Source organism: Shimazuella sp. NTD248 (assembly GCF_059510395.1).
Map to the genome: position 1 here is coordinate 314,373 of NZ_JCAJZT010000003.1, position 19,446 is coordinate 333,818.

The window sequence follows — 19,446 nt, forward strand, 5'->3', positions numbered from 1 at the left end:
GTGTTATCTTTACTTTTACCACTTCAAACATTCCAAAAGAAAATGAATTATGATAGCCTACTTAAAATAATGGTCCATTTTTGTGCTTCCAGTTCAAACGGATCGTTTTTAGGCAGTACATCTTCTGGGAGTAGTATCTCTTGATAACTTGGCCATAATATACACATATTTTTATGGAAAGATGTTTCCCGATCAAGATTCTTACCATTTAAGCTGATCCACTGTGTATAGAAAGAATTGTCTTTTATTCCTTTTGCAGTTGTAAATTCATTTATATACTCTCTCATAATTCCTTTTCCAACTATTTCATCTAATTCTAAAAAATAAACCATATTATCTATTGAATTTTGATAAGAGGGAAACTGGATACTTTCAAGGGAACAATAGGCTGTATAATCATGGCGAACAGCTACAATACGGTGTTTTTTCATTCTAGCTACATGAATTAACTGATTTAAATTAACAGTAAGTTGCTCCTGGACTTCTTTATGACTTTTAACCCTTTCCTCTAGATGTTTTGCAAGATATCTTTTTTTCGATAAGGGAATGTTTTCATTTAATAAATCACAGATCGTCTTAATGGCACCAAAATACAAATTTTCATACTTCTCTTGATAAGATTCGATTTTAAAAACTTGCTCATCAACCTGAATAGGTTCCATGATTTCTCTTAAATCCATGTACTTTACAATATAATCTGTCATCAATTCTAAATTTTTTCGTTTCATTTGATTCTCTCCATTAGGTTCTGCAACATACACTCACTCTTCCATAATACAGGATGATGATTTCATAAAAAATTTTTAATTGCTATAATCTTTTTGAAACAAAACACATGAAACTACACCGCCTAGTAATATTTTATTCTACTATTGATATATCAAACAATACTTCTTTTGCATTATTACACATAAATAAAGCAATATTATCTTATAATTGGCATTCTCTTTTTAAGCTCAAGTATACAGTGTTATTAACATACATAAGTAAAAAACTCTTTTGCAATGAAAAGAGTTTTTTACTTATGTAACAAAATATTAAGTTGACAGTACAAGTGTTAATTATTTTCATCTTTGAACATTACTAAAAAACCAAAAATAGTGGTTATCACAACACCTATTAAGGTAGAATATGATATTTGTATTCGTGGATCTAATAATTGAAATAAAAAGGTAAAACAAGGTGCTAATGAACTTATGATGAGAACAGAAAACGGGCTACTGTACTTCATGCTAGATTGCATAAGATACATAGGTAAAACAGTTCCTGTAAATGTTATAAAAATAACCCCTATCATATCCATCAAAGGAATAGCTTGATAATATTGATTGAACCAGACAACGATGCCAGAAATGATAATGATCAAATAAAAACGATGAGCTAATATTTTAGAAGAATTCCATCCTTGATTACTCAATTTTTTCAAGAAAAAAGTGAGAGCAACATTACCAATACCAGCAAGAAAAGTGAAAAGCAGACCAAGAAAAAGAATAGAAGTTGATTGAACGATGATACCCGATTGCCCTTTCATAGAAGCCCAAGCAAGAAATAAACCACCTACTAATATACCTGTTCCTGCTATCAATTGTAGGAATGGAGTTTTTTTCATTGGAAGAGTCAATTTGGTAATCAGAAGTGCCACAACAGGACCAATTCCCCACATGATAGAACTTACAACTGCTGGCTCAACATATTTTAGAGCAACATAGTAAAAAATGAATGTCATTGCAGTGATGAGATTGATAAAAAAAACATCCATCCAATCCTTCGAAGATACTGGAACTTTGACATTTGTGCTTTTAAGTGTTGTTAATTCAATAAATAAAAAAAACAGAAATGTAATAGTAAAGCTCACGAATACAAAAAAATAAGGGTTAAAATTCTGAACAAACATACCATAGTAAACTTGGCTACTTGAAATGCAGAGAGTTGCACATAATAGCAAAATAGTGCCTATAATTTGTTTCGGTATTCGATGTATTATGCTTTTCATGTCCATCCTTCTTATCTATAAAATAATTTAAAAAATAAATTTTAACACTATTTATAAACTTGCTATTTTATTTTACAGCACAACTATCATAACTTTATTACAGATAAATGAATATCTTTTAAAAAAAGAAACAAGCTTGATGGTTAGCTTGTTTCTTTTTCATATATATAAATTTGTTTTCTTCTGTTCTGACTTACTCCCAGAAAGAACTCTTTTAAATTACTGACTAAAATATACAAGTTGACTTTTTCTACCTATATTTTGAACCGTTATCCTCTTTTCGAATAACGGTTCCTATGTCAACTTATACCACAACAGGAACAGCGTGTTTTTACTTTTTGTTCTGTCCCGAGAACTGCTTTAATCCAGAAGAGGAAATAAGCGACGCTTTCGATAGCGTATACATACTCCACTCCGTTTTCTGTGACAGTAAATTGACCATCAGAATCTTCTCTAAAGCAAATGGGTTTGTTGTCCTTAGACAAAGCAACTGTATGCATGACTAACTCCTAAATTGCTTACAATATATTGTATATATTTCTTTTTTTGTTATAAATAGCACTAATTAGTCATTTCAAGAAAGTTTATTATTTTGGCACCAGGAACATGTGTTCATTCTTTTATCAACAGTCTTTTTCAATCATATTTCATTTTCTGATCAATATATCCGGGCGTAAATAAGTCATTCCATCTTTTTCAATCGGTATATAGACCCAATTCCCCGTGTGAGTTAAGAACTGATTTTCTGATTCCAAAACAATTAAGGTATCTTCTGATTTAATTCCTCGAATAGCAGGATTCCAAGCAAATGCCTGATTTAACTGAACCGTGTCCCTTGTATCAGGAACTGCTAGCAACTCACGAGAAGCATATCCAGTTGGACCGCCTTGATGTAAGAGACGCCAATCGTCTGGATACCCAACTTCTTCATATGTATCAATACCAATTTGTAAAACATCCTTTATTGGTACATTTGGCCTTGTAGCCGTATTCATTGCAATATCAATTTGCGCCAATTTTTGTTTGTTCTCTTGTAATTGATTTGGTAGCTCTCCAAAATGAACAAAGCGTGTTACATTTGCTACCAATCCCCACATTTCTGCACATAAAACAATCATTGCGTAGCGTTGAATTTTTTTATTGGTAGGAATTGGATGTCGATATTTGAAAATCCTCTCATCGGTAGCTATTAATACAACTTGCGGCTTTATTCCATCTTTTATCACTTTAGCTGATAGATGTGCTGCGATTTCATATTCCGTCCAACCAGGTTCCAATTCGCGACAAGTTGATTCAGTAGCAATAGCTGCTTTCTGACATAACCAGCGGTAACGTTCGATTTCATCATTTGTTAAAGTGTATCGAAGTTTGGAGATTTCCTCACTCATCTCCAGTAATGTGTCAAAAGAAACATCAGTGGCAACTCTTTTTCCTTCACATAATTGTTTAATCTTCGTCTCTGTTCCTTCCACCCAATCGGCTATGATCCATTCAAAATCCATCCCCTGTAATTCTTCGTCTTGAATACGAGCTGATTCCATCTTTGTAGTAATACAGTACTTTTTATCTCGAAAGATGAGAAGGTCAGCTACACCCACTTCACTGGTATGTAAGATATGATTATTCTTTCCACCTGTTATCCAAGAAAAATTTGCCCGTTTCCTTAACAGTACACCATCTAACTCTTTTTCCTCCATGAAGGTTAATAATTTTTCTAAAGGTGTTTGAATTCGCATCAGCTTGTTATCCTCCATAAAGCTTCAACTCTCCTATCATTTAATTGAATACATATAATGAACGTATCAAATCTTTGCATACCGGTTCATCAAAACAGTACAACATTTCATCCATCATTAAAGAATTTGACAGTATCCCTTACGGGAGTGGGGGCAAGCTGGCTGACGATTCACCATCCTAGCTTGCCCCCTAATTTATAACAAATGAATGTAACCCACTCATCTTTATTCTACTAAGTTAAAAACATAATTATCGAGTAGTGTTTAGCGCTTTCCTGACCTTCCTTGCAAAAATCAATGGTTTTGCAATAGATTCGATATTGACATAGATCAAACGTGGTCGATCAAATAACCATTCGTTGTGGATCGACGAAACTTTTATCTTTTGATTACGTATTACAGAGGTAAATCGCTCTACTTCAGTCTGTAGTAATGCGACTCTGCCTAAACATAGAGCTCTACCGCTTCTTTTGTCTCTTGACTCAAACGAGAAAGAAGAAGTCACTCCAAATCTTTTCCCCAAAATGGTTGTATGGATTTGATTCCTTGATATGGTTGCTACACATTTCCCACCCGCAAATCCAGGTTGCCCACCTACAATTTTTGCAAACTTCCGACAAAGCGTTCTATTATTGTTCATCGTAAACCGATACCTCCTGTTCCCTATACGATATGAGATAGCGAACAGGTTCGAATCAACATGCGTCTACTTAAAATGGTTTTGAACTACTGACACTGGTTAATTCAAGCAAAGAATCCATTTTTTCTGTTTCTTTTCTCAAATGTGGTACTATTCATCTATGAACGAGGATAATCTGCAAAACCTAATCGTCTCCACAATTGCAATCCCCACAATCACAGTCTCCCAAATCGCTACAATCGCCGCATGCTTCCCCACTTAGAAAACCACAGCTCCCACAGACAAAATAATTTCCGCAGTTACTGCCGCCATCATGATCGTGGTGATGGTGTCCATGATGATGATGGTGGTGCCTTCTCCGCCAAAAAAACATAGGTATTGCCCCAGATAAAAGGACAATGGAAGCTCCTTCAAGTATTACGCCTCCAAATAGAAAATGTACTCCACTTATCATCAAAATGAAAAAAGTTATTAAAGAGAGAAAAAACAATCTTTATTCTCCTTTCTCATCCTATAAATTTAGTTTATTTTTTAATTATACTATACTATGAACAAAACAAAGATAGTGGTAGCAAGACATATTACATAAAGACAATAAATAAATACTTCGACTATAATAGTTAAAGAATATCAAAATAAAATTTATTCATGATGTGAAATTGAGATAAAACCTCTCTTGAAGTAAGAGAGGTTCCATCAAATACCACAATATCCATGAAATCTCGTGTTTTTTTAATTCATCTTGTTATTAAATTACTTTCCTTTGGAAGGATGTGAATAAGTTACAAAGTCAGGTTCGGAACCATGAGGAATCCCCATTTCAACTAACGCATTATATAATTTCCGTTTATCCGATGCATGAATGACGACATAATCTGCCCCATTAATAGAAACACCATTGCTAGCACTCGTCCCTCCTAAAACACCGCCTTCGAACTGCTCGATATTTTTCTTAGGAATAGATTTATACAGATTTGCTAAAGGCAGAAAATTTGATGGTGAGATATCATAAGTCAGATTATCACCTATTGCGTTAGCAATTCCAGAAACATCTGTAAGAGAACTAAAGCTACTTAGTTTTGCTATGACTTGCTCCATTACTTGTTGCTGGCGAAGATTTCGACCATGATCTCCATTTGGATCATTGTGCCGTTGGCGAACATAAGGAAGAGCACATTCCCCATTTAAATGCATAGGACCAGTTTTAAATCTACAAACGCGATCGAACGTACTGATATGGAAGCTGTAAGGAACATATACATCTACCCCTCCAACAGCATTTACAAGATCAATAAATCCTTTAAAATTGATATGTGCGTAATAATCAATGGATACTCCACCTAAGAAATTAGAAACAGTATCAAGCACATTCTGTGTAGGGTCTACCTTCTTATTGGTAAGCCCTCCGTAAGCATAATTATAAGCAGCATTAATTTTTGTACGCACACCATTTGTATTCGCGATCGGTACGATCGTATCACGTGGAATGTTAACAATTAGTGCTTTTTTCTTTTCTGGATTTACTGCAAGTAACATTAATACATCCGTACGTTCCCCAAAAGCATCTGGGTTATTTAATTTTTTCTCATCAGAATTGTAGTTATCCGTTCCCATAAAAAGAATCGTAAATGGCTTATCCATTGTTACAGGAGCTGAGCGATATTGGGATACAGGAGCTTGTTTGTATCCTTTACCAAGAGCATTCCAAAACGTAAAGAAGATATAACCGACGATACCGATAACAATGATGAATAAAATCAAGAGGCTCCACATCAGCCATTTCCTCTTCTTTTTTTTCTTTATCTTCTTTACTCTGGAAGGTGTTTTTTTCGGTTTATATTGGTTTTCTTCCATGATGTTTTCCTCCTTGTTGTTCATACACCTTTCGAAAAGGGAACAATTGTTGTCAAGTCAATTTGTCATCAGCTTCCAAAACCATTACTCCATTGAAACAGTTTAACAATCAAACCTAATTCAGATTGCTCCATGATTAAAAGACCGTTTTTCGAAAGAAAAGTTCATTTTTATGTCTGTTAATTTATGGATTCATGTAATTATTATAAGATTGGTTAAATCACATAACTCGTTACTCATTAACAATCATAGTCTGTCTATGTACTTGATAAGGCTAAGTCCATATTGAATTCGGATTCAGTCATTATAGCAAGTCTTTTCATCCTCGATATGACCTGAACGATTTATTTTTGTCTTCAGGTATTTTTCATTATACTCTGATATGTCTCCCCATAATGGTACTCTTCCTGATACAGGTAAACCAGCACTTTTTAAAGCCCCTAACTTTTTGGGGTTATTAGTAATGAGGGTAACCGTTTTACTTCTCAACACTTTTAAAACCTGTATAGCGTCACTATAGCTTCTTGAATCATCGACAAAACCAAGTGCTTGATTTGCTTCGACCGTATCATAACCGTTTTCTTGAAGGATATAAGCCATTGCTTTACTAAATAAGCCAATGCCTCTTCCTTCATGATTTGCTAAATAAAATATAGCACCAGTGCCATGTTCAACAATCATTTTCATCGATTGTTTTAGTTGGAATCCACAGTCACATCTTTTACTACCAAAAATATCTCCTGTATGACAAATCGAATGCATACGAATAACTGCCTCGTCTCCATTTTCAAAATCGCCATAAATGAGGACACTTGATTGTTGAAATTCAGCTAAGTTAATAGAAGATAATTTCTGAACGATTCTTTCAAAGTCCTTTGTTACCTCATCACAATTTAGCCAACAATACCATTTGAACTCAACCGTTTCTCCAAATAAATTTACAGGAAGCTGAATAGGTCCAACTAAATAAATAGCCCCTTTTGTAGTTCTAATGAGTTGAATTTTGTTTTCTAAAACAGAAAGAACTTTGGAATTAAGCTTAATTTCTACCACCATATCACCCCTTTGTTTTTATTCTGCGCTATTTAGAGTTTCTTATTAATATTGCGTATATAAATTACTCAAAATTACAAATTCATACGTTTGGTGAGGACAGATCTGTTTAAGACATTTTCATATATCTAAACCTAGCATAGTAGCTTTAGTTCCGTTAAATTTGAACATAAAAAAGCACTTGTACGATTTATTGTCAACGAAACATTTTCATCGATTTACAAGTGCTGTTTATTTACAAATTTTTAGTAGCATAGTATTGTTAGTAAGCTCGGGAAAACCAAACTGTATGTTTTGCCTTTTGACCACAAGTGATACAAGTTTCCTTCTTTAATGGTGGTTCAAATGGGATATTCCGACTTGTGAAACTAGTCTCTTCTTTTACTTTCGCCTCACAGGCTTCCTTACCACACCATCCAGCCAAAACCCAACCAGCAATAACATGATCCTTCTCCGATTTTATAATGTGTTTTATAAGTTCATCGAGAGTATCAATATGCAAGTGAGAATGTGTAGATTTAAATTGAACTGCCTTGTTGAACATATTGGTTTGGATTTCATCTAAGAGACTTTTTACCCTTTCTACCAAGTGATCAATCGGAATCGTTAATTTCTCTCCTGTGTCACGACGAGCAATAATAACTTGATCATTTTCCAAATCGCGAGGTCCTATTTCAACGCGTATCGGTACACCTCGCATTTCCCATTCATTAAATTTCCAACCTGGTGTCTCCTCACGTATGTCTGTTTTTACTCTTATTTCTTCTCTTTTTAACTCAGTTACAAGATGATCTACTTTATCCAAAACCAATTCACGTTTCTTACCAGATCCAATTGGAATAATAATTACTTGTGTTGGAGCTACTCGAGGTGGTAACACTAACCCTTTATCATCACCATGAACCATAATCATAGAACCAATCAATCGAGTTGAAGTTCCCCAAGAAGTTGTATGGACAAATTTTAATTTATTGTCACGATCAAGGAACTTGATATCAAATCCCTTGGCAAAGTTTTCTCCCATATAGTGTGAGGTTCCAGCTTGAACTGCTTTTCCGTCCTTCATCATTGCTTCCACTGAATATGTATCAACTGCTCCAGCAAATTTTTCGCAAGGTGTTTTTTGTCCCATCCAAACAGGAATAGCAAGTTCTTGCTCAATTACCTCTTGGTATATCTCTAACATTTGCAAAGTTTCGTGGCGAGCCTCTTCTTCATTCGCATGCGCTGTATGCCCTTCCTGCCAAAGAAATTCGGATGTACGAAGAAACGGCATTGTCCTTTTTTCCCAACGAAAAACGTTCGCCCACTGGTTGATCAAGACAGGGAGATCCCGATAACTTTGTATCCATTGACTGTACATATGTCCAATCATCGTTTCAGAAGTAGGACGAAGTGCTAATTTCTCTTCTAATTTCTCTCCTGCAGCTTCTGTAACCCAAGGTAATTCTGGACTAAATCCTTCTACATGTTCTTTTTCTTTCTCAAAAAATGACTCTGGTATGAGCATTGGAAAATAAGCATTTCGATGACCTGTCTCTTTAAATCTTTTATCCATTGCCTGTTGAATCCGTTCCCAAAGTTCATACCCATCTGGTTTAAATACAATACAGCCCCGTACAGGTGTATAATCCATTAAATCCGCTTTTCGAATGGTATCAATATACCAACGTGAAAAGTCTTCCGATTGTGGAGTTATTTCTTTTAACAAACCCTTTTTCACTGACACAAATAACACACTCCCAAGTGCAAAAAATAATGGTCTATCCTCTTTGATTGTTGTTATGTTTTATGTAGTTACAATATTTGAAAACAAATGTATTATTAATATGAATTTTATTATAGACTAATTTGGCTAAAAAAAGAAATTTGGCGGGGGTTTCTTATCACAAAAAGCAGAGAATCTGTTTGATCTAACAAATCGGATTTTGAGAAGTTGAATATTTGTTTATTTCACATTGGTATTCTTTTTCTTTGCTAATTTCTAAAGTAGTGTAAGTATTTAATCACTTTGCTTATTGTTTTCACCATTCATCGATTGATTCTGCTGTAGGTCTGCTTTAATCGATTAGCACTGATTTCAGATCATTCATCGTGAATGGAATTGAACTTAATGGATTTTGACTATATGGATTCCGATGATTTTGTGGCCATGTTGCATAATAGTTAACAGTAAAGTTGGTTACCATTGTCCTCAGTTGTGGGATTTGAGATAATTTATAGATTTGTTCTGTCTTCTGCTCAATACTCTGGTTCTTATCCAATAAATGCACGTAGATAGATGTATGCGAAAGAATCTTCTTCAGTTTATTTTGGTAATCTTTTACTGATCCTGTATAAGTTACAAGATTATTCTCAGACTATGAAACGATACATTCACTTGCAAAATCATATTTTTGATCTTTAAACGCGATTGTACAAGACGCTGGAGATCGTAGGCCATATATTGCTCCAAATAATCATTGTCAAATTTATTGGAAGGAAAAAGCAATGGAAAATTCACACGAAACCGTGAAGCCTTCTGCTAAGAACAAAAAGAACAGTGATATGTTGGACCACTGTTCGTGTTCAAGATATAAACTAAACTAATTTTAGTATGGTGATAGCTGCAGAATCTCCTATTAGAGTCCCCCCTTCAGTTGGATCAAGAGTAATAGTTCCAGGTGATAAAGAACTGTTATTTACTAAGGTCAAAATACTTGGTGCAATCGAAACATTAAAAATGGTTATTCCCGAATTAATATTATCGTTCGCCATTTGACCGAACCTACCACCAGGAATTGGTGATCCATTTAAAAAGAAAGAAAATTGATTGTTCTGACGGGTAGAAAGGCGAAATTCAGCCTGATAAACACCTGTTGTACTAATAATAATTGTCGGTGTTCCTGCAATATGAGTAAATGACGAAGTAATTGGACCATTTGTGTTAAAAGAAACACTTCCACCAATAGGAACTGATTGAGTAGTTGTATCATAAACAAATAGATATCCAGGAACTCCTGTTCCAGTAGCTCCGGTCGCTCCAGTGGCTCCAGCACTTCCAGCACTTCCAGTAGTACCCGTGAATCCGGTACTTCCTGTTGCCCCCGTAGCTCCAGTGACTCCGGCGCTTCCAGCAGTTCCGGTGGCTCCGGTCGCTCCAGTGACTCCGGTACTTCCTGTTGCCCCCGTAGCTCCAGTAACTCCGGCACTTCCAGCAGTTCCGGTGGCTCCGGTGAATCCGGTGAATCCGGTGAATCCGGTGAATCCGGTGAATCCGGTACTTCCTGTTGCTCCAGTGACTCCCGCGTTTCCAGCAGTTCCGGTAGCTCCGGTGAATCCAGTACTTCCAGTCGCTCCAGTAGCTCCGGTCTCTCCAGTAGCTCCGGTCTCTCCAGTTTCTCCGGTCTCTCCAGTGGCTCCGGTCTCTCCAGTTTCTCCGGTCTCTCCAGTGGCTCCGGTCTCTCCAGTTTCTCCCGTGGCTCCAGTCTCTCCAGTAGCTCCCGTTTCTCCAGTAGCTCCGGTCTCTCCGGTGGCTCCGGTGACTCCAGTAGCTCCGGTGGCTCCGGTCTCTCCGGTAGCTCCGGTGGCTCCGGTCTCTCCGGTAGCTCCGGTGGCTCCGGTCTCTCCGGTAGCTCCGGTCTCTCCGGTGACTCCAGTCTCTCCGGTAGCTCCGGTGGCTCCGGTCTCTCCGGTGACTCCAGTCTCTCCGGTGGCTCCGGTCTCTCCGGTAGCTCCGGTGGCTCCAGTAGCTCCGGTCTCTCCGGTGGCTCCGGTGACTCCAGTAGCTCCGGTGGCTCCGGTCTCTCCGGTAGCTCCGGTCTCTCCGGTAGCTCCGGTGGCTCCGGTCTCTCCGGTAGTTCCAGTGGCTCCGGTCTCTCCGGTAGCTCCAGTGGCTCCGGTCTCTCCGGTAGCTCCAGTGGCTCCGGTCTCTCCGGTAGCTCCGGTGGCTCCAGTGGCTCCAGTCTCTCCCGTTTCTCCAGTGGCTCCAGTCTCTCCCGTTTCTCCAGTGGCTCCAGTGGCTCCGGTCTCTCCCGTTTCTCCAGTGGCTCCGGTCTCTCCGGTGACTCCAGTAGCTCCGGTGGCTCCGGTCTCTCCGGTAGCTCCGGTGGCTCCGGTAGCTCCGGTGACTCCAGTAGCTCCGGTGACCCCAGTAGCTCCGGTCTCTCCCGTTCCAATGGCTCCAGTAGCTCCGATGTTTCCTGTGACTCCCGTGACCCCAGTGCTTCCAGTTTCCCCGGTCGCGCCTGGCGGACAATTCGTACAATCTCCAGTTGGACCTGTCGAACCCTGCGGTCCCGTAGCCCCTGTTGGTCCAGGCGGGCATATACATTGAACACCTGGAAAAATCGATGGACATCCCTGAGGAAAAATTATCTTGTTACACGTAGTACATTTTCTCATCATAAGTCAAACCTCTGCATGAAAATTGGATAGTTCAACATATGACGTTACGGAATAAATTGGGAACGTTTTATCAAAAAAATATATAATTATCTTTTAGAAAAAGCAGATGTAATCGACAAAAGATTTCACATCGCTTATATCTCTTTCAATTTATACGAAGTTAAGAATAGAAGAAATCTTTGGGACTCAAATGATGACAAGTAATACTATGATTCTCAATAAGTATATGGAAAGATATCTCATAATTATCTAATTCTTTTGTAAGTCTTTTTCTGAAAAATGCCCTGGAAGCAATTCATTGATCGTTGTTAGAATAAAATCTCCTTTTAAATTTGCCAAAATGATTTGTGTGTCATCTCCACAAAATTCAGCGATAACTTGTCTACATGCACCACAGGGTGAAATTGGTCCGTCTGTATTTCCTACAACCGCTATCGCTTGGATTTTTTTGACACCCTCTGAAACAGCCTTAAATACTGCCGTTCTTTCCGCACAATTTGTCAAACCATATGAGGCATTTTCAATATTGCATCCACGATATATCAAATTGTCAGCTGTCAACAGTGCTGCACCTACTTTGAAATTTGAATATGGGACATAAGCTTGTTTACTCGCCGATATCGCTTCATCAATAAGTTGTTTCCATTCCATAAAGAACCACCCTTTTATGTTTTTTGGAGCAAAAAAGCAATGATATACTTTCTTGCTCCAACCCTAATAACATCATTGTAAACCAGTGTTTTTCAGAATGTACCCCATTATTCAGTTATAATCGTATGAATTAATTTAGGAGTGTCAGCTTTGTTTGATATAGAAATATTTTCATAAATTTTAGCTTTTACATCTTCAACATTTTCGCGATTTGCATGAATAGTAACTAATGATTCATCCGCTTTTACATTTTCACCAACCTTTTTATGCAACACTAAGCCAACAGCTAAATCAATCTCATCTTCTTTTGTTGCTCGACCTGCTCCTAAAAGCATTGCAGCGATGCCAATTTCATCTGCCACAATGTTAGAAACAACACCTGAAGTCTTAGCTGGTATATCAATTACATATTCAGCTTGTGGTAATTTTTCCGGATGATCTACGATAGAGCTGTCCCCACCTTGATTACGCAAGAACTCTTTAAATTTTTCAATTGCCTTTCCGTTCTTCATCGCTTCTTTTAACCTTTCACGTGCTTCTTCTAACGTATCCGCTTTTTTAGCGAGCACAACCATCTGACTTCCTAATACAAGAACCAATTCAGTTAAGTCTTCTGGACCTTCTCCTCTTAATGTATCGATGGCTTCCTTCACTTCAAGAGCATTACCAATCGCAAAGCCTAGAGGTTGTGACATATCTGAAATAACAGCCATTGTTTGACGACCAACATTATTACCGATCCGCACCATTGCATGTGCTAATTTTCTCGCGTCTTCTTCTGTTTTCATAAATGCGCCAGCACCTGTCTTCACATCGAGGACAATTGCATCAGCACCAGCCGCAATTTTTTTACTCATAACAGAACTTGCGATTAAGGGAATGGAATTCACCGTTCCCGTCACATCACGCAATGCATATAACTTTTTGTCAGCAGGCGTTAAATTTCCAGATTGTCCAATAACTGCAACTTTATTACGGTTTACGATATCAATAAACTGCTCTTTCGTAATTTCAACATGAAATCCTTCTACGGCTTCTAATTTATCAATTGTACCACCCGTATGTCCTAAACCTCGTCCAGACATTTTCGCAACCGGCACATCTAAGGCAGCTACCAATGGTCCTAAAACTAATGTTGTTGTATCCCCAACTCCACCAGTAGAATGTTTATCTACTTTAATTCCTTCAATCGCGGATAAATCAATCGTATCTCCAGATTCAACCATCGCCATCGTTAAGTCAGCACGTTCCCGATCAGACATATCCTGGAAATAAATAGCCATTGCAAGGGCGCTTACTTGATAATCAGGAATAGTTCCGTCTGTATACCCTTTTATAAAAAATTGAATTTCCTCTGCTGTTAGTTCTTTCCCATCACGTTTTCTTCCAATAATATCTACCATTCTCATGCGCTGAGTCCTCCTTTTAAACTATTAAGCCAACAATCGTTGCGGATAAAAAGCTTACTAAAGTTGCTCCAAAAACCAATTTCAATCCAAACCTCGCTACTACATTCCCTTGTTTTTCATTTAAGCTTTTAACCGCACCAGCAATAATCCCAATGGAAGAAAAGTTTGCGAATGAAACAAGGAACACCGATATAATAGCAGTTGTTCTTTCCGTGAAGTGAAAATTTCCTTGTGTTAAATTTGTCATAGCCACAAACTCGTTTGATACCAGTTTTGTCGCCATAATGTTACCGGCGTTTACCGTTTCATGCCAAGGAATTCCAATAATAAAGGCAAAAGGAGCAAATACATAACCTAGAAGTTCTTGGAATGAGATACCAATTATCCCCTTGAACAGGGCATTTATTAGAGCAATTAAAGCGATAAAGCCGATCAGCATTGCCGCTACCGTAATAGCAACTTTAAAACCATCTATTATATACTCTCCTAATACTTCAAAGAAGCTCCTTTTCTCTTCCTCTCGTACTTCTAACATATCTTCTTCTTCTGTTACTTCATAAGGATTAATGATGGAAGCAATAATAAATCCGCCAAACAAGTTAAGCACTAAAGCGGTTACAACATATTGCGGTTTTAATAATACCATGTATGAACCAACGATAGACATCGAAACGGTTGACATTGCAGATGCACATAATGTGTATAATCTTCTTTCAGATAATAAACCTAACTGCCTCTTTACAGAAATAAACACTTCTGATTGTCCTAAAATTGCTGAAGCCACAGCATTGTAGGATTCCAATTTCCCCATACCATTTATTTTATTTAAAGCTAGCCCAATATACTTTACAATAAATGGTAATACTTTTATGTACTGTAAAATACCAATTAGAGCTGAAATAAACACAATCGGCATTAATACACCTAAAAAGAAGGAGAATTCTTTCTGGTTTAATAAACCGCCAAATACAAAATTAATCCCTTCTCCAGCATACTTTAACAACTGTCCAAAACCATTTGCAATTCCAGCGATGAGCACATTTCCTAGGCTTGTATTTAATAGTACAAAACCTAGAACAAACTGCAATACAAGCATAATGATAAGAGGACGATATTTCACTTTTTTTCTATTATTACTTGCAAGCCATGTGATACCTAAAATAATGACGAGACCTATGATACCTATTATATACTTCACAAAACACACTCTCCTTTTCATGTATCCGCTTTCATATTTTCAAAAAGTAAACAACCTATTCTTCAGTCATTTATAAATCTATTATTCCAATGTTTTGATGGATTAGTAGTTAACTGTAGCACTTTCTTTATCATGTAAGACAATCACAAGACATGCACTTGCACCAATTCTAAAAGATGACCTATCCTCTGGTTTTGGAGTGAGAGTCTGAAAATATACTTTATAATCCAGCCCAAACATCTTTGGCGTATCGTCCTTCTTTCTGAAGTTTTTCTAACCATTGGTCGGCTTCTTGTTCCTCAACTCCATGAACCTCCTGATAAGATTTTTTCAGTGCAGCTTCTACATCAGGTGCCATTCTGCTTCCATCTCCACATATATAAAGCCGGCCGCTTTGATCGAGAATACGAATTAACGCTTCCGCATTCAATGCCATTACGTGCTGCACGTATGTTCTCGGAACTCCTTCTTTCCGTGAAAAGGCTGTATGAAGGGTCATCACTCCGTTCTTCTCATATTGTTGTAGTTCTTCTCTGTAAATAAAGTCTGCCTCATTACGGCATCCAAAGTAAAGATGTGCCTCACCCAACGATTTCCCCTCTTGTTTCATGGCATCTCGAGCTTGCAGGAAACCCCGGAAAGGAGCCAATCCTGTACCAGGACCTACCATAATAATTGGTGTTTCAGCTTCTTCTGGCAGCTGGAAGTGAGACTCTGGAGTTCTGATAAACATCATGACATCTTCGCCCGGTTTACGGTCAGCCAAATAATTAGAAGCTACCCCGCGATATTCTCCTAAACCGCTCCAGGCAGGATCTTGAACCACTGCCACTGTAATACTCACTCGCTCCGGGTTTACTCGTGGTGAACTGGAGATGGAGTAATATCTTGGTTTCAAAGGACGTAAAAGTTCTAAAAACCGCTCAAACGGCATTTCACAAGCTTCATATTTTTCTAGCAAATCTAACATAGAAATACGTTTTTTTAATACCTGCTCGTGATAAACCCCTTCTTCGAGTAATGATTCCAGTTCACGTTTATGCGGAGGGCAGACGGTGAAAGCAGCAAGTTCCCGTATTTGTGCTCGGGTGGCAGCATCCTGTACTTCCACACTGTATAGGAGAAGATCACGAAGACTCACTTCCCGATCCAGAGGCAAATGAGCCACACTGCGTCCACTTGCTGTAAGTACTACTTGGTCATTTTCGTTTAATTTATACCTTTGAAGAACACGATTGACGTTTTCCTGGCTGTTCGCAGGCAATACTCCAAGATGGTCTCCTTCTTGATAGGTCAAACCATTGGGCAAAATAATTTCAATATGCCGGGTGCTTCTGCCGCTGCCAACTGACTGTAATTCCTGGTTTTCCACCACCTTGACATAAACCGCTTCGTAGGATCGCGCTAGGGGAGATCCTCCTGTTCCTTTTACAAACTGGAGACTTAGTGTGTTCCGATCCTTTTCCACATCGTCACTAATCTTCAGACCAAAAGCTTCGATAGCGTCCGACCACATTTTTTCTTTCCATTGATCAAGCTGTTCTTCAAAGTCTCCGCTTGCATCACCTTCTCCCCTGGTGGAGAACCGAATTGCTCCTTTTTCAGAAAGCTGTTTATCAATAAATCTTGGAACATCCTGATAAGTACTAGCCCAATTGTGGTCTCCACAGCCAAATACAGCATACTGAACTCCAGAAAGTTCGTCTGGTTGAACAGCTTCTAGCCATTGTACGAACTGGCCAGCATTACTTGGCGGCTTTCCATTATAGGAAGAAGTCACGATTAAGACTGCTCCTTCTTTTGGAAGCGACCCTATTCGATCATTAAGAACAGCCACTTCTGTACGGACACCATGAAGAGTAGCGGTATCAGCGAGTTCACGTGCTACCCCTTCAGCAGTCCCGGTATCCGATCCATAAAGAACAAGCAATGGTCGGTTATTAAGTCCTTGAATGGTCGATTTGGGATCAAGATTATCCTTCTCCGTCTCTACTTTACTGTCGGCTAGCACTTCTTCTGTCACCAAAACAGACTGTTGAAAAGCAGACTGATTGCGCGGTTGAACTTGTATGGTAAAATTCCCTGGCTTTAATGTTAAAGTTTGTTTAATATCAAGTTGATAGTCCTTATAATCGATAAATTCAAAATGCCTCAGAAGCATCCCCAAAACAAGTGTTGCTTCGTGAAGAGCAAACTGCATACCAATACATGCCCGTTGGCCGTTTCCAAATGGCTTATAGGCTTGGTGAGGTATTTGTTTTTGATCCTCAAACCGTTCCGGACGAAACTGCTCTGCGTCTTCTCCCCATGCATCCTTATCTCGGTGCAGTTGAGGGATCAGCACTGTTACCCTTTCCTGTTCTTTCTTAATAGGATACTTTCCACCAATAATCGTATCTTCTTTTGCATAGAGACTGAATGCGGGTGCTGTCGGCCACAAACGCAGTGATTCATTTAAAATCATTCGGACATATTTAAGCTGCAAAACCTGCTTGTATGTCGGAGGGGAGCCTGTTAGGACTTGATCTACTTCTTCGTAGGCTTTTTTCAGCTTATCAGGTTTTTTTAACAGAAAGTAAAGTGCAAACGACAATAATCCACTTGTTGTTTCATGTCCCGCGATGAGAAACGTAATAATCTGAAATCGGATATTTTCATCATTCAATTTCTCTCCTGTTTCGGGATCACTTACATTCAACATACGAGAAAGCAAGTCGTTTTCCTTTAGATTACTACTAGATTTGCGTTCAGCAATAATATTGTCTACCAAACTAAACATCACTTGAATGTCATGCTGGAACTGGCGTTTTGTTCGGATCATCAACTTATCTTGCAAATCCAAACGTTGAATTTGATGCATGGCTTCATCAAGAGCACGAACCATGCTTGTAATAAAAGGATGTGGTGTTTCTCTATAGTAACTGTTAAAACGATAGTTAAAAGCACATAATCCGATGGTGTCTAGAGTGAGACGTGTCATATCACCTGGTACATCAACGGTATCATTTGGATTAAGCCGTGCCCACTTTTGAACAAGCTGAATAGCAATATCCACCATCATCGCATGGTAATCCTTCATCGCACGTTGGCTGAACGTAGGCATAAGAATATTATGAGCTTTTCTCCAATTCGGTTCATCAGTCCAACTGGTGAATAATCCATCTCCTCCAAAAGCACGGACTTTTTCCAAGGCACCTTCTACACTTTTAGTAAAACGAGATTCATCACAGACTTCTGCGACCAGTTCATGTCCTGAAACAATAATGGCGGAATCCCCTGGAGTTTGCAGCCGAAAAATAGGACCATATTCCTCGGCTAGTTTCATAAAGGATAGAATTGGTTTATCTTTATCAATTAAAGGTACATTACCAAGCGGTCCAAAGGTTTTAGGCTGAAGAATCATACTATTCCCGTCCATTTCATTACATCCTTTCTCTAATCTGTTAAATGCCCGATTCATTACCATCCTGCCCCTCTTCCAAAAATTCCAATCATCGAATGAGTTTCCTTGATGCTGACAACATAAGATGAAAAGCATTATTTTTTTCAACTTCCCTCTTCATTTTTAAACGACGGACTACTCTATCGAGCTGACCGACAAAAGTAAGAATTTCTTCCTTTGAAAATTCAGACCCTATTAACTCATTCAGCTTTCCATAGATCGCTTTCTCAGCTGTTTCCACCAACTGCATTCCTTTCAAAGTAAGTGATACAATATTTTCCTCATGTCTTTGTATTATTACAGGATAAATGAAAATAATTAACAGCTCATGTCTTGAACTTATATTTTCCTCAAACCCCAACAGTTTTAAGATGAATCAAAGAAAAAGGACATGTTTCTCATACACTTGACTTTTATCCTAAATACAGTAAAATAGATTCGGAATGAACATTCATTCCTATAAATGAGGTGAAAATAGATGTCTAAAAATAAACAAGAGGATATTTTTGAAGCAGCAATGATCTTATTTGCGAATCGTGGCTACGATGGTACTACCATACCAATGATCGCTGAAAAAGCCAAAGTGGGTGCTGGAACAATTTATCGTTATTTTGATAATAAAGAATCACTTGTCAATTCTTTATTTGTGAAATGTGTAGTTCAGTTTTCGGATGGATTAAAAAATAATTTTCCTTTTCATTCTACTATTCGTGAACAGTTCACTCATATTTATTATCGAATGTTCGAGTTTGCAAAAGAAAACGACCAAGCGTTTCTTTTTATAAATTCCCATCATGATGGTTATTACCTAAATGAGAAAAGCAAGACAACATTTCAAGGTTTTTTAGATTTTATTATCCGAATCATAGAAGATGGAAAGCAGAAGGAAATGATTCGACCATTACCTTCACCTGCTTTAATCGCCATTGTTTACGGATCTTGTGTGATGTTATTTAAGCTTTTCCAATGTGGAGAAATTACAGATACCCCAGAGTTACTAAAAGAACTGGAAGAAAGCTCCTGGGATGCTATTCGGGTCATATGATTCAATAGCTTTGGAACGAACGGAATGAATATTCATTCC

General features: G+C 38.1%; 16 protein-coding genes. 1 reads left to right on the plus strand and 15 read right to left on the minus strand.

Annotated elements, in window-relative coordinates; translation table 11 throughout:
• Positions 1-47 precede the first annotated feature (47 nt).
• From AC5WOE_RS08810 to AC5WOE_RS08880, 15 genes are all read right to left on the minus strand, one after another.
• Positions 48-728 (minus strand): hypothetical protein, encoded by a 681-nt coding sequence (locus AC5WOE_RS08810; protein WP_496052386.1) that lies wholly within the window; start codon positions 726-728, stop codon positions 48-50.
• Between the two features lie 329 nt (positions 729-1,057).
• Positions 1,058-1,999 carry an EamA family transporter gene (locus AC5WOE_RS08815; protein WP_496052387.1) on the minus strand — a complete coding sequence of 314 codons (942 nt, stop codon included), beginning with the start codon at positions 1,997-1,999 and terminating at the stop codon, positions 1,058-1,060.
• 293 nt (positions 2,000-2,292) lie between these two features.
• A complete protein-coding gene (locus tag AC5WOE_RS08820) occupies positions 2,293-2,493 on the minus strand; it encodes a hypothetical protein (RefSeq protein ID WP_496050634.1) in 201 nt (66 codons plus the stop codon).
• Positions 2,494-2,640: 147 nt separating this feature from the next.
• On the minus strand, positions 2,641-3,747 hold the full coding sequence (locus AC5WOE_RS08825; protein ID WP_496052388.1) for a M24 family metallopeptidase: 1,107 nt from the start codon (positions 3,745-3,747) through the stop codon (positions 2,641-2,643).
• 232 nt (positions 3,748-3,979) lie between these two features.
• The gene (locus AC5WOE_RS08830) at positions 3,980-4,369 is read right to left on the minus strand and encodes a DUF1259 domain-containing protein (RefSeq protein WP_496050636.1); all 390 of its coding nucleotides are present in this window, start codon (positions 4,367-4,369) and stop codon (positions 3,980-3,982) included.
• Positions 4,370-4,627: 258 nt separating this feature from the next.
• Positions 4,628-4,783 carry a hypothetical protein gene (locus AC5WOE_RS08835; RefSeq protein ID WP_496052389.1) on the minus strand — a complete coding sequence of 52 codons (156 nt, stop codon included), beginning with the start codon at positions 4,781-4,783 and terminating at the stop codon, positions 4,628-4,630.
• A gap of 339 nt (positions 4,784-5,122) precedes the next feature.
• Positions 5,123-6,223, minus strand: a complete 1,101-nt coding sequence (locus AC5WOE_RS08840; RefSeq protein ID WP_496050638.1) for an LCP family protein — start codon at positions 6,221-6,223, stop codon at positions 5,123-5,125.
• 297 nt (positions 6,224-6,520) lie between these two features.
• Positions 6,521-7,276, minus strand: coding sequence for a GTP cyclohydrolase II (locus tag AC5WOE_RS08845; protein WP_496052390.1), 756 nt, complete (start codon positions 7,274-7,276; stop codon positions 6,521-6,523).
• Positions 7,277-7,538: 262 nt separating this feature from the next.
• Positions 7,539-8,975, minus strand: a complete 1,437-nt coding sequence (gene proS / locus AC5WOE_RS08850; RefSeq protein ID WP_496052497.1) for a proline--tRNA ligase — start codon at positions 8,973-8,975, stop codon at positions 7,539-7,541.
• Between the two features lie 881 nt (positions 8,976-9,856).
• Complete coding sequence (locus AC5WOE_RS08855) at positions 9,857-11,662, minus strand: hypothetical protein (RefSeq protein WP_496052391.1); 1,806 nt, start codon at positions 11,660-11,662, stop codon at positions 9,857-9,859.
• Positions 11,663-11,911: 249 nt separating this feature from the next.
• Complete coding sequence (locus AC5WOE_RS08860) at positions 11,912-12,313, minus strand: cytidine deaminase (RefSeq protein ID WP_496050643.1); 402 nt, start codon at positions 12,311-12,313, stop codon at positions 11,912-11,914.
• Positions 12,314-12,420: 107 nt separating this feature from the next.
• Complete coding sequence (locus AC5WOE_RS08865) at positions 12,421-13,722, minus strand: pyrimidine-nucleoside phosphorylase (RefSeq protein WP_496052392.1); 1,302 nt, start codon at positions 13,720-13,722, stop codon at positions 12,421-12,423.
• A gap of 16 nt (positions 13,723-13,738) precedes the next feature.
• Positions 13,739-14,920: a NupC/NupG family nucleoside CNT transporter gene (locus AC5WOE_RS08870; protein WP_496050645.1), complete on the minus strand. Its 1,182-nt coding sequence runs from the start codon at positions 14,918-14,920 to the stop codon at positions 13,739-13,741.
• A gap of 220 nt (positions 14,921-15,140) precedes the next feature.
• Positions 15,141-18,338, minus strand: coding sequence for a bifunctional cytochrome P450/NADPH--P450 reductase (locus AC5WOE_RS08875; RefSeq protein WP_496052498.1), 3,198 nt, complete (start codon positions 18,336-18,338; stop codon positions 15,141-15,143).
• Positions 18,339-18,411: 73 nt separating this feature from the next.
• Positions 18,412-18,603, minus strand: a complete 192-nt coding sequence (locus AC5WOE_RS08880) for a hypothetical protein (protein WP_496052393.1) — start codon at positions 18,601-18,603, stop codon at positions 18,412-18,414.
• 237 nt (positions 18,604-18,840) lie between these two features.
• Here AC5WOE_RS08880 and AC5WOE_RS08885 point away from each other — a divergent pair, with 237 nt between their 5' ends.
• Entirely contained in the window at positions 18,841-19,407 is a 567-nt protein-coding gene (locus AC5WOE_RS08885) for a TetR/AcrR family transcriptional regulator (protein WP_496050647.1), read from the plus strand.
• Positions 19,408-19,446 lie beyond the last annotated feature (39 nt).